This is a genomic window from Methylotuvimicrobium alcaliphilum 20Z (genome assembly GCF_000968535.2).
GTDB lineage: Bacteria > Pseudomonadota > Gammaproteobacteria > Methylococcales > Methylomonadaceae > Methylotuvimicrobium > Methylotuvimicrobium alcaliphilum.
The window spans coordinates 939958-952581 of the sequence record NC_016112.1; the positions used below are offsets into that span (position 1 = coordinate 939958).

At 48.9% G+C, this 12624-nt stretch carries 8 protein-coding genes; 3 read left to right on the forward strand and 5 right to left on the reverse strand.

Going from position 1 to position 12624, the window contains the following annotated elements; all coding sequences use genetic code 11:
• Positions 1-574: 574 nt before the first annotated feature.
• The 4 genes from MEALZ_RS04125 to glnK form a co-directional block, all read right to left on the reverse strand.
• Positions 575-1867 (reverse strand): ammonium transporter, encoded by a 1293-nt coding sequence (locus MEALZ_RS04125; protein WP_014147351.1) that lies wholly within the window; start codon positions 1865-1867, stop codon positions 575-577.
• A gap of 588 nt (positions 1868-2455) precedes the next feature.
• The gene (locus MEALZ_RS04130; RefSeq protein WP_014147352.1) at positions 2456-2794 is read right to left on the reverse strand and encodes a P-II family nitrogen regulator; all 339 of its coding nucleotides are present in this window, start codon (positions 2792-2794) and stop codon (positions 2456-2458) included.
• Positions 2795-2972: 178 nt separating this feature from the next.
• Positions 2973-4229 carry an ammonium transporter gene (locus MEALZ_RS04135; protein WP_014147353.1) on the reverse strand — a complete coding sequence of 419 codons (1257 nt, stop codon included), beginning with the start codon at positions 4227-4229 and terminating at the stop codon, positions 2973-2975.
• Between the two features lie 23 nt (positions 4230-4252).
• The gene (gene glnK, locus MEALZ_RS04140; protein WP_014147354.1) at positions 4253-4591 is read right to left on the reverse strand and encodes a P-II family nitrogen regulator; all 339 of its coding nucleotides are present in this window, start codon (positions 4589-4591) and stop codon (positions 4253-4255) included.
• A gap of 534 nt (positions 4592-5125) precedes the next feature.
• Between glnK and glnA the strand changes: the two genes are divergently transcribed.
• From glnA to ntrC, 3 genes are all read left to right on the forward strand, one after another.
• Positions 5126-6535 (forward strand): glutamate--ammonia ligase, encoded by a 1410-nt coding sequence (glnA, locus tag MEALZ_RS04145; protein WP_014147355.1) that lies wholly within the window; start codon positions 5126-5128, stop codon positions 6533-6535.
• A 1087-nt stretch (positions 6536-7622) separates the two neighbouring features.
• Positions 7623-8672 (forward strand): nitrogen regulation protein NR(II), encoded by a 1050-nt coding sequence (glnL, locus tag MEALZ_RS04150; protein WP_014147356.1) that lies wholly within the window; start codon positions 7623-7625, stop codon positions 8670-8672.
• Positions 8665-10074 (forward strand): nitrogen regulation protein NR(I), encoded by a 1410-nt coding sequence (ntrC, locus tag MEALZ_RS04155; RefSeq protein ID WP_014147357.1) that lies wholly within the window; start codon positions 8665-8667, stop codon positions 10072-10074. Before glnL ends, ntrC begins: the two co-directional genes overlap by 8 nt.
• A 127-nt stretch (positions 10075-10201) precedes the next feature.
• Here the strand turns inward: ntrC and MEALZ_RS04160 are convergent, their stop codons facing one another.
• The gene (locus MEALZ_RS04160; protein WP_014147358.1) at positions 10202-12106 is read right to left on the reverse strand and encodes a transketolase C-terminal domain-containing protein; all 1905 of its coding nucleotides are present in this window, start codon (positions 12104-12106) and stop codon (positions 10202-10204) included.
• Between the last annotated feature and the right edge of the window lie 518 nt (positions 12107-12624).

A 12624-nucleotide genomic window follows, 5' to 3' on the forward strand; every position in this document is an offset into this window, starting at 1 on the left:
GGATTGGGGGGAGAATTGTAGTGGCTAGTTTGCAGAGAGCGGTGAGTAGTAAGTAGTAAGCAGTAAGCAGTAAGCAGTGAGCAGTGAGCAGTGAGCAGTGAGCAGTAAGCAGTAAGCAGTGAGCAGTAAGCAGGAAAGAGGAAAGAGGAAAGAGGAAAGAGGAAAGAGGAAAGAGGAAAGAGGAAAGAGGAAAGAGGAAAGAGGAAAGAGGAAAGAGGAAATTAGCGCTTGACAAATGGATTAAATGCCGCATCATTTCACCGCTCACCGCTCACCGCTCACCGCTCACCGCTCACCGCTCACCGCTCACCGCTCACCGCTCACCGCTCACCGCTCACCGCTCACCGCTCACCGCTCACCGCTCACCGCTCACCGCTCACCGCTCACCGCTCACCGCTCACCGCTCACCGCTCACCGCTCACCGCTCACCGCTCACCGCTCACCGCTCACCGCTCACCGCTCACCGCTCACCGCTCACCGCTCACCGCTCACCGCTCACCGCTCACCGCTCACCGCTCACCGCCATAATGCGGATGGACGAAACCGCCCATCCTTTCCGGTAGAGAAGATTAGATTAGGTTAGATTGTGGTAACCGGTTTCTTTGTGGGTTGCGATGTCTAGGCCTTGTTTTTCTTGGTCTTTGGTGACTCTCAAGCCGATCAGTAGATCCAGAACCTTCAAGATTAAATAACTAAAAAAACCGCTCCAGAGAATCGTGACGCCGACCGCCAGTGCTTGCACGCCGACTTGATCCATGATCGAAACGCCTTCGTCCAAACCCAATCCGCCTAAACTGGTGGCAGCGAAAACACCGGTTAAAAGCGATCCGACGATGCCGCCGACGCCATGAACAGGAAATACGTCGAGCGAGTCGTCGATTTTCAGTTTTCGCTTCATGAACTGAGTGGCGACAAAGCAGAAGGCGCCTGCAGTAACGCCGATCACCAATGCGCCTGCGGGGCCGACGAAGCCGGAAGCCGGAGTTATGGTGCCTAATCCTGCGACCATGCCGGTCACGATGCCCAATGCGCTGGGTTTGCCGAATTTGATCCATTCAATGAACATCCATGTTACAGAGCCTGCTGCCGCACCTGTGTGCGTTACCAGAATCGCCATGCCGGCTGAACCGTCGGCGGTCAACGCACTGCCGCCATTGAAGCCGAACCAGCCGACCCATAGCATGCCTGCGCCGGTTAACACCATTGTCATGTTATGTGGCGGCATTGCAGTAGTCGGGAAACCTCTTCGATTACCGAGAACCAAGGCCGATACTAGAGCTGCAACGCCGGCATTGACATGAATCACAATGCCGCCGGCGAAATCCATGACGCCCAAGTCGGCGAGCCAGCCGCCGCCCCAGATCCAATGACATATCGGCACATATACCAGCAGCAACCACAAGGAGCTAAACCAGAGAATGGCGGAAAATTTCATGCGCTCTGCAAAACCGCCGACGATCAATGCCGGCGTAATGATTGCAAAAGTCATTTGAAACATGAAGAAGACGGTCTCCGGTATGTCGCCTATTAGAGAATCCGTGACCAGGCTGGGCACGAAAAACTTATGGGTGCCGCCCAGGACTTGTTGCAAATCTCCTCCGTCGTCGAAAATTAGGCTATATACGCCGGCAAGCCATAGCAGCGAAACGATGCAGGTGATTGCGAAACATTGCGTTAGCACCGATAGCACGTTTTTGCTTCTGACGAGTCCGCCATAGAACAGGGAAAGCCCGGGCAGAGTCATGAAGAGCACTAATGCGGTGGAGGTTAATACCCATGCAGTATTGCTTTGGTTGAGTTCGCTGGCCGCGGCAAGTTGCGGCAGGCCGAACAGTAAAATGAAACTGTTCAGTTTGTTAAGGGTCATGCTGTCCTCGTTAATTATTATAAGGAATATGCACGAATTTACTTCTACAAGTTTTAGGCATTGTGGTGGTTCGGCGACTCGCTTGACAGGACGCCGTGAACCCAGCACCTAAATTATCCACGGTAGTTAACCATAGCCAATGGACTATGGAATTTAGGTGCTGGGTGAATACATCCATGTAGGCTCGACGGCGGCTATCAGATTGCCATGGATGGCATGAATGCGGATTTTGCAGGAGCAAAAATCTGCCCTGCCGCCGACGCCTGTCAATCGATCCGCCGAACCCCCTTTCAGCATTTGTCGAAGTTATTTCATGCTCGTTCCTAAGTTTTTAGTGGACGCGCGCGGAATTGTCGGTACCGGGAATAAATCGTATCCAGGTGCCGAATAGTTTGAGGCTTGTTCGTGAGCTTAACCCAGCCTTAACCAATGTAGTGCCTATGCTCTAAAGTATTGAATTATATAAGTTAAAAAGTCATGCCAATTTTTACCCAACTTTTACAAATAAGGCTGGGTTGATATTGTCGTGCATATGTTCATAATTACTTAATTTTCAATGCTTTATGATAGGCGTCTGTTAAAGCAGGGTTAAATGGCGTCGCTGCCGGTTTCACCGGTTCGGATGCGAATCACTTGCTCCAGACTTGTCACAAATATTTTGCCGTCGCCTATCTTCCCGGTATTAGCAGCCTTGACAATGGTTTCGATGGCCTGATCCAGAATCTCATCGGAAACGGCAATTTCCAATTTCACTTTGGGCAAGAAGTCCACGACATATTCCGCGCCGCGATAAAGTTCGGTATGCCCTTTTTGGCGCCCGAATCCTTTGACTTCGGTGGCAGTAACTCCCGCAACGCCGATTTCCGATAAGGCTTCTCTGACGTCATCCATTTTGAATGGTTTGATAATCGCTGTAATTAATTTCATATTGATCTTCCAGAGTGGTTAAGTTGCTATCGTATCCCTTTCGGGGTTCGGTTTAAGCCGCAATCATAGTTAAATATCCTTATAGTTACAATTTCATAAGGCTTAATCCGATGCGGGACGTTACTTTTTCCGAAAAAAAAACGGGCGCACGGCGCGCCCGTTGTTGTTAGGTCAACCGTTAGCGTTTGCTGCCTTCGGTCGTAAACTCGGGGTAAGCCTCCATGCCGCACTCGGAGAAATCGACGCCTTTGTATTCTTCTTCTTCGCTGACGCGGATGCCCATTGTTAGTTTGATTAAGTACCAAGTTAGTAGGCTGCTTAAGAAAACGAAACCGAAGATCGTTACGATGCCGATCAATTGGGCTGTAAAGCTGGCTTCCTCATTGGAGAAGCAGACTGCGATCAACCCCCACATGCCGACGACGCCATGGACCGAAATCGCGCCGACCGGATCGTCGATTTTGAGTTTGTCCCAAGTCAGGATCGAGAATACTACGATCACGCCGCCGACTGCGCCGATGACAGTGGCCAATAATGGCGATGGTGTTAAAGGCTCCGCGGTGATTGCGACCAATCCTGCCAAAGCGCCGTTCAGCGTCATCGAAAGATCGGCCTTGCCGAACGTGAAGTGTGCGGTTAATAAGGCAGCAACCAAGCCGCCGGCAGCAGCTGTGTTGGTGTTGACAAATACCATCGCGACTGAGTTGGCTTCGCCGATATCGGAAATTTTCAACTCCGAGCCACCGTTGAAACCGAACCAACCCAGCCAGAGAATGAAAGTACCCAGGGTTGCCAACGGCATATTACAGCCGGGAATCGGATTGATGGAGCCGTCCGCGCCGTATTTTCCTTGGCGTGCACCGAGTAATAGGACTCCCGCCAATGCTGCGCTAGCGCCGCACATGTGAACCACGCCGGAACCTGCGAAATCGAGAAAGCCCAGCTGATCGAGAAAGCCTTCGCCCCATTTCCAATAGCCTTGCATTGGGTAAATAAAGCCGGTCATTACGACCGAAAATACCAGAAACGACCAGAGTTTCATTCGTTCGGCAACGGCCCCGGAAACGATCGACATTGCCGTCGCCACGAAAACGACTTGGAAGAAAAAGTCGGCCATGTTGGAGTAGTAAGTTTCTCCCTCACTACCCATGACTTCCTCGACCGTATTGTCATCGCCGAGCAAGAAGCTGATGCCGGGCCATACGCTGTTGACGGCTTCGTCCGGGTACATGATGTTGTAACCGACCAGCATGTACATGATGCAAGCGATTGCAAACAAGGCGACGTTTTTGGTTAGAATTTCGGTGGTGTTTTTGGCCCTGACCAAACCGGCTTCGAGCATCGCAAACCCGGCCGCCATCCACATGACCAGTGCGCCGCTCATCAAAAAATAAAATGTATCGAGCGCGTAACTTAATTCAACTAATTTATCCACTTTCGATCTCCTCGTTAACGATATTATAGAGCTTCTTCGCCGGTTTCACCGGTTCGGATGCGGACGACTTGCTCGAGATTGCTGACAAAAATTTTGCCGTCGCCAATCTTGCCGGTATTGGCAGCTTTTGAAATGGCTTCTACAGCCGCTTCGAGCTGGTCGTCGCCGATGGCTACCTCGACCTTAGCCTTCGGTAGAAAGTCCACGACATATTCCGCGCCGCGATACAATTCCGTATGGCCTTTTTGGCGGCCAAAACCTTTAACTTCCGTTACGGTGACTCCTGAAACCCCTATTTCGGATAACGCTTCGCGTACATCGTCCAGCTTAAAGGGCTTAACAATTGCTGTTATTAATTTCATATCTCTATGCCTCTTGTTAAGTTACGAACTCGAATTTGTTTAAAGCACGGAGCGTGCCATAAAAGTCAAGGATGTTATTGACCCAAAATTTGGGTGTTTGCCTTAACGGGAGATATTGTTTTGTGTCAATGTGGTGCAACTTGTTTTAAACTGTGCACCATAATGATGCTAAGAAGGGTGGACTGTCGATGAGTGACGTTTTTTTTATAATTGAGATCAATTAGTTGCTTATATGGCATGTGAAGTGCTTAAAATTAGCGTGTAGCGATTTCGAAAGCCGGTGTCATTCATTTTCTGCGATCGTTTTGAGGTATAGCAAACCTGCTTCCGTTGTTTGAGAAGTTATTTCATGTTCGTTAGATGGAGCAAACGGTTCCGCGTTTTTGATTTGCTCACGGATCAATGATCGGTTAATGGGGAGGGGGGCTATAAAACTTTTCCGGGCGGCTATATTGCAACTCAAAAAAATGATATCGTTATCGCGAAATATTCTTAGCAATTTATATATAACAACCAACCTAGGAGACAACTTACATGTCTGTAGAAAATGTACTTAAAATGATTCAGGAGCACGATGTTAAATTTGTCGACTTTCGCTTTTGCGATACGCGCGGCAAAGAACAGCATGTGACTTTTCCTGCTCATGATGTTAATGAAGACCTTTTTGAAGAAGGCAAGATGTTCGATGGCTCCTCGGTTGCGGGCTGGAAAGGTATCAACGAGTCGGATATGATTCTAATGCCGGATCCAAGTACGGCGGTGATGGATCCGTTTTATGACGATAACACGATGATTCTGCGTTGCGATATCATCGAGCCGAACGATATGCAAGGTTACGAACGTGATCCGCGGTCCATAGCTAAACGTGCCGAAGCTTATTTAGAGAGCACCGGTATTGCCGATGCGGCTTTCTTCGGTCCTGAAAACGAGTTTTTCGTGTTTGACGATGTGCGTTGGTCAGCCAATATTTCAGGCGCTTCATACAAGATCGATTCTTCCGAGGCCGGTTGGAACTCTGAAAAAGCCTATGAAGACGGAAACATGGGGCATCGTCCAAGCGTGAAAGGCGGTTATTTCCCTGTCCCCCCGGTCGATTCTTTGCAGGATATGCGTTCTGCGATGTGTTTGATTCTCGAAGAAATGGGCATGGTTACCGAAGTGCATCATCACGAGGTCGCAACAGCAGGCCAATGCGAGATCGGTGTTAAATTCGGTACGTTGGTTAAAAAAGCCGACGAAGTGTTGGATTTGAAATATGTCGTGACCAATATTGCGCATGCTTACGGTAAAACCGCGACATTTATGCCGAAACCTCTCGTAGGGGATAACGGTAGCGGTATGCATGTTCATCAGTCCTTAGCTAAAAATGGCGTCAATCTATTTTCCGGCGACCTATACGGCGGCTTATCGGAAACCGCGTTGTACTACATCGGCGGTATTATCAAGCACGCCAAAGCATTGAATGCATTTACCAATGCCTCGACGAACAGCTATAAGCGCTTGGTTCCAGGCTTCGAGGCGCCGGTAATGTTGGCTTATTCGTCACGTAACCGTTCGGCATCGATTCGTATACCTTTTATTAACAATCCGAAAGGACGTCGTATCGAGGTGCGCTTCCCCGACTCGACTGCAAACCCTTATTTAGCGTTCTCTGCAATGCTAATGGCGGGTTTGGATGGTATTCAAAACAAAATTCATCCAGGCGATGCGATGGATAAAGATTTGTACGATTTACCGCCGGAAGAAGAAAAAGCGATTCCGCAAGTTTGTCATGCCTTCGATCAAGCTTTACAAGCATTGGATAGCGACCGCGAATTCTTGAAGCAAGGCGGCGTGTTTACCGACGATGCTATCGACGGTTATATTGCGTTGAAAATGGAAGAAGTAACTCGTCTGCGTATGAGTACGCACCCGGTTGAGTTCGATATGTATTACAGTCTGTAATTACGAATCGAAATAGCAATAATAAAACGCCCCATAATGGGGCGTTTTTTGTTTGGGCGCACCAAAAGTGCCGGCTAATGGTTTTCCCTAAGCTCGTTTTGCACCGGAAATGATGGTGAAAGGTGAAAGGTGAAAGGTGAAAGGTGAAAGGTGAAAGGTGAAAGGTGAAAGGTGAAAGGTGAAAGGTGAAAGGTGAAAGGTGAAAGGTGAAAGGTGAAAGGTGAAAGGTGAAAGGTGAAAGGTGAAAGGTGAAAGGTGAAAGGTGAAAGGTGAAAGGTGAAAGGTGAAAGGGGCGGTAGAGGGTTGCTGCTATTAAGTTAAGGGTAATCCGTTATTCCAGCATGAGCTCGCGACCGTTCTGGTTTCTGTGGTCTTCCGTGGGGGCTCATTACCGTGGCTGCCGAGGCAAGATCGGTATGCATTCCCACGCTGGAGCGCTCATCGTTATGCACAAATATCGGTAAACTTGCTAAGCAGAGGTCATCGTATACTTGGGAGCGTGCTGATTGATAAATCTTCGGATATTGGATATCAGCTGCTCCGAAATGGCAACCAAAGCGTCGCTCCCACAAGAGGGCATAAGTATCTACACATCTTTATCATTTAAAATCATGCTGTTATAAAGTTTCTTCTGGTTTTTTATGAAGATAGGGGCTAAAAATTGAAGTTTTTAGTCTACTTTTTTATCCTAGATTACAGAAAAATTAACTTAACTAATTGTTTTATAAAGCTGAAAACTTGTGTAGATACCTATGCGCAAGGGGGGCGAATGCTCTGTGGGAGCGATCCCCAGATCGCGATTTCGAGGTCAAGAGTGTTAAATGACAATAAACGGTATCGAGGTCGCATTCGTCAAGATGGCAAGACGGTACTACGACTTATGTATAACGGCGAGCGCTGGAGCGTGGAAACAAGGAAAAAACGTCATCCCAGCGTGAGTGCCCATCGCAAGATATGGTCTTAGATTCGTCGATTAGTTATCTAAATTCTTTGGTCTAATACTTGCTTAAATTCAGTAAAGTATTCGTTTTCCCTGTATATATTTTTCTTCCTTGATTAATCGATAAGCTCATGACTTTAAAAAACCGTGTATAAAAAGATTCTCGAACACTTAAATGAAGCGGTTTTGCTATTCGATAGGCAGTTGAAACTGACTTACATCAATACCGCCGGCGAGGTGCTATTTGCCGATAGTGCTCGGCATTTGTTGGGCAATAGTGCCACGGAGTTATTCAAGACGGTCGATTCGGAGCAGCGGTTGGATCTGGAACAATGCCTGCAAATGGATGAGCCCTTAGTCGATCGTGAATTGACTCTGGACATCATGAATCAGAGCATTACTGTCAATTTTAGTGCGACGCCCGTTATCAATGATGATCAGGTTACTGAGATCATTGTCGAGTTGCAACAACTGGATAGGCATTTACGCATTTCTAAGGAAGAGCAATTATTATCTCAGCAATCAACCGTTCGAATGTTGGTCAGAGGTTTGGCTCATGAAATCAAAAACCCTCTTGGCGGCCTAAGAGGTGCGGCGCAGTTGCTGGATCTTGAATTGGATGATCCTGAGCTTAAGGAATACACTCAAATCATTATTGCCGAGTCCGACCGGCTGCAAGGTTTAATGGATAAAATGCTCGGCCCTAATAAGCTACCGAATAAAGCGCTATTAAATATTCATGAGGTTGTCGAGCGGGTTAGGCAATTGGTGCTGATTGAAGCGAACGGAAAACTGAGCGTTATTCAGGATTACGATCCTAGTATTCCGGATGTTTTTGCCGATAAAAATCAATTGATTCAAGCGGTATTGAATATTGTCAGAAATGCCGTTCAGGCGATGGAAGGCAGCGGAATACTGACTTTAAAAACCAGAGTTTGCCGACAAATGACGATCGGTCGCAAGAGAAACAAATTGGCCGCGAGAATCGATATTATCGATACCGGTCCCGGAATCGATAAAGAGATGATGAGCAAGGTCTTTTATCCGATGATTACCGGACGGGCCAGCGGTACAGGGCTGGGTTTGTCCATCGCACAGTCTTTGATCAATCAACATGACGGCATGATCGAATGCGATAGTCAGCCCGGTCGTACCGTATTTTCTATTTATTTACCCCTGGAGAATCACCATGAGTAATTCGGGCATGGTTTGGGTCGTCGACGACGATAAATCCATCCGCTGGGTATTAGAAAAAGCCCTGCAAAAAGCCGCGATCGAAACCCGTTCGTTCTCGAACGGTAATGTGTTGCTCGAGGCGTTAAAATCCGAGGAACCGGACGCGTTGATCACCGATATTCGCATGCCCGGCATCGATGGCCTGCAGTTGTTGAAGAGTGTGCAAAATAGTCATCCGGATTTGCCGGTCATTGTGATGACCGCGCATTCCGATTTGGAAAGCGCGGTATCGGCATTTCATGGCGGGGCCTTCGAATATTTGCCCAAGCCGTTTGATATAAAAGAAGTCGTTGAGGTCGTTCGCCGCGCATGCGAGCATTCCAAGCAACGACAGGAGTCGATACAAAACAACCATGTTGTTGAATCGACCCCGGAAATTATCGGTGCCGCTCCGGCGATGCAAGAAGTATTTAGGGCGATAGGTCGATTGGCTCGCTCCCACATTACCGTGATGATCAATGGCGAGTCCGGAACCGGTAAGGAATTGGTAGCCAAGGCGTTACATCGCCATAGTCCAAGGGCGAGTAATCCGTTTATTGCGTTGAACATGGCCGCGATCCCTAAGGATTTGATGGAATCCGAATTATTCGGACATGAAAAAGGTGCGTTTACCGGCGCTCAAGCACGAAGGTCGGGGCGATTCGAACAAGCCAATCACGGAACGCTGTTCCTAGACGAAATCGGCGATATGCCCGCCGAACTGCAAACGCGCTTGCTGAGAGTGCTGGCGGACGGAGAGTTTTATCCGGTCGGTGCGCATTCATCGGTCAAGGTCAATGTTCGGATCATTGCCGCGACACACCAGAATCTTGAAGTCTTAGTCGCTCAAGGCCGGTTTCGCGAGGATTTATTTCACCGCTTGAATGTTATTCGTATTCATATTCCACCGCTTCGCGATCGCCGAGAAGATATTCCGTTGCTGATGCAGTATTTTTTGAGTAAAGCCGCGGCCGAATTGAATACCGAATTAAAGGTGCTTAAGCCTGACGCCGAACAGTTCTTGAAGGCTCTGGATTGGCCGGGCAATGTTCGCCAGCTCGAGAATCTGTGTCGTTGGCTGACCGTAATGGCTTCGGGCCGGGAAATTCATAAGAACGAATTGCCGCCGGAATTGCTGCATAGTCGGGAGGAGTCGGGCGGGGCGGATGAGAATTGGCAAGGGGTGTTGAAGAAAAATATCGAGTACCAATTGCATAAGGGCGATCAGGAGATTGCCAAGCATACGATACCGGTAGTCGAAGCCATTTTGATTAAGTCCGCGTTAGACTATACCGGCGGAAAACGTCACGAAGCGGCTAAGCTTTTGGGTTACGGTAGAAATACGCTAACTCGTAAGATTAAGGAACTGGATATCGAGGAATGATCGTTAGCCCGGCACCGAATTTTGAACTGCGTTGGGTATACACATGGCCATCACGAAATCCTTATGGCTCGAGAAGAGGGCTTTCAACGAAGAAAGCCCTCTATCCGGTGTGATTGCCTATAAGGTTTTAGCCTTTGAGCAAATCCTTGACTTTAGCCATGATTCCGGCCGGATCGATGCCTTGGTGCGGGAATTGCTCCCACAAGCCGCCGCAACCTTCTTTGTGCGTGGCAATATGAGCGAATTTAGGCGTGTATCCGCGTTCCAGCAACCATGAACCATAGCGACTGCCCAGACCGGTTTTGCGGTTGAACGATTCGACGACCAACACCATCGGGGATTTTCCGACTTTAGTCAGCATCTCTTCGTCGATGACGTTCAATGTCGGTTTGTTGATCAAGCCGACATCGATGCCTTCTTTTTTCAAACGTTCAACCGCATCCAACGCGCGGTATAACGATTCGCCGAAGCTGACGACATAGCCTTGCGTCCCTTCGCGGATGACTTCGTCCTTACCGGATACGAATTTATAATTGCCGCCGAAGAAATCGTTCCCGTCGCTATCCAGGATCATGGGCACCTTGGAGCGGGTAGAGAAAACGAAACGCAGACCCGGGTTGAAGAAAATAGTTTCCAAGCAGGCTTTCATTTGATTCGGGTCGGCCGGGAAGTACAGATTGGTGTCGTAACCGTCGCTCAAACCGTTGTCGGCAAACATGTTGTTTAAACCGAAATGGCAAGTGTTGTCGGCCATGTCGTCGATACCGGAATGCGAGAAATGACACAACACGTTGGAATTGTTCAAACGCGCCATCGTGATTTCGGAAATACACATTTCCAGGAAAGCGCTGAATGTGCCGAAAATACCTTGTTTACCGGCTTCCATCCCGAAACCGGCCGCCGCAGAAAAGTTACCGCGTTCCATGATGCCGGAAGAAATAAAGATTTCAGGGTATGCATCATGAATTTTCTTTAAGCCGCAAGAGCCCTCGAGGTCGCTGTCGATCACGCGGACTTTATCCAAACGTTCCGCTTCGGACAATCGGCCCAAAATCGCGACAGACGCATCGCCGAAGACGTTGCGGTTGGCATCCCATTTATCGCTGGAGCCGAGGAAGGTGTAGTCTTGTTTCGGTGCTTGGATGGACTTCAGATGTTCGACCGCCGCTTGCTGACCGTTGGCTTCCAAGTATTCGAGCGCCAGTTTAACCGAGATGACATCGTGACCGTGGGTCGAGCCTTCCAGGCCTTTGATGCCAGGGCACATCGGGCGGTGGTTGATGACCGCGACAGGACCTTGCGTGTTGATCGCGGTGACGATGCGGCGGTACAAGTCGTCGAGGTCTTCGCCGTCGCCTTCCAGTACTTTAACGCCATGGCCTTCCAGCGTTTTTGCGGTGCTGCATCCGCCCAAATAATGGGAAGGGTGACCGGCGATCGTGACATCGTTGTCGTCGATGATCAGTTTGACATTCAATTGTTGAGCGACGGAAAGGCGCGCAGCCTCGGCATCGTTACCTTCTTGTTGCGAGCCGTCGGAGCCCAGGCAGAATAATGTCTTGCTAGGGTTAGCCATCGCCACGCCGTTGACATAAGGCCACATGTGACCTAAGCGACCGGAGCTGAATTTTACGCCGGGCGTAAAGCCCAATTCAGGATGGCCCGGAAGATGAGAATGCGCTTCGCGGTAATGCATCAGCTTTTCGGCCGGTAAATCGCCGTTTAACGTGGACATCAAGTATTGTGTGGCAACGCGGTGTCCTGCTTCATCGAAAAAGACAGGAACGAATTTGTCGTCGTTGCCGCGAAACAGTGCGTCCAGAATCATGACTTCCGGAACCGTATCGAACGGGCCGCCGGTGTGTCCGCCAACGCCTCTGGCGGCGCCGGTTGCCGTGAAAAATACGATCGCATCGCGGCATAATTGAATGTTGGCCTGCAGCGCCGATTTTTGTTCGGCGGTCAGTTTATCGCTGCTTGGATCGAGTGAAATGCGCTGATAAGCGCTAAGATCGATTGGAAATTTAGACATAGTTATTTTTCTTTTCGGTTGGGTTAATAAACGTGCTTTGAACCTAGGAAAAGCATTTTACCATAAAGGTCGCGGAGAATAAGTCACTAATTCAATGGCTTATTTTGCCTATGCAAATCGTTTTGTCCTAAAAGGTTATTGTAACTATTCAGCGCATGCGGTAGGTTGGTGTCAGGCATTGATTTCCAAGGACGCGTGAATACATCCCTGTAAGCTCTGACTGCAACGTCCTGTTGCAGACAGCCTTATAAATCAATGCCTGACACCTTCTCATACATGACTTATGCTGAATAATTACAGGTTATTTAAGATTTTATAGGGCAAACCGTTTAAAGACTTCATGTGCTTCATGGTCAAATTGCCGAGTTTAGGTTGAAAGCGCTCTCTTTATATATCCTTTGCTGGTCAAATTTCGGCGCAGGGGTGTCCGTCAAAGGACGCCGTGAATACGTCCATGTAGGCTCTATGCCAGCTCCATGCTGGCAAAGCCTTTATCGGACACCCCGGCGCCTCCTTAG

What these genes read in the sequence shown, in the direction of transcription:
- MEALZ_RS04125 (WP_014147351.1), bottom strand. Translation starts at nt 1,867, where the DNA reads ATGACCCTTAACAAACTGAACAGTTTCATTTTACTGTTCGGCCTGCCG.
- MEALZ_RS04130 (WP_014147352.1), bottom strand. Translation starts at nt 2,794, where the DNA reads ATGAAATTAATTACAGCGATTATCAAACCATTCAAAATGGATGACGTC.
- glnK (WP_014147354.1), bottom strand. Translation starts at nt 4,591, where the DNA reads ATGAAATTAATAACAGCAATTGTTAAGCCCTTTAAGCTGGACGATGTA.
- glnA (WP_014147355.1), top strand. Translation starts at nt 5,126, where the DNA reads ATGTCTGTAGAAAATGTACTTAAAATGATTCAGGAGCACGATGTTAAA.
- ntrC (WP_014147357.1), top strand. Translation starts at nt 8,665, where the DNA reads ATGAGTAATTCGGGCATGGTTTGGGTCGTCGACGACGATAAATCCATC.
- MEALZ_RS04160 (WP_014147358.1), bottom strand. Translation starts at nt 12,106, where the DNA reads ATGTCTAAATTTCCAATCGATCTTAGCGCTTATCAGCGCATTTCACTC.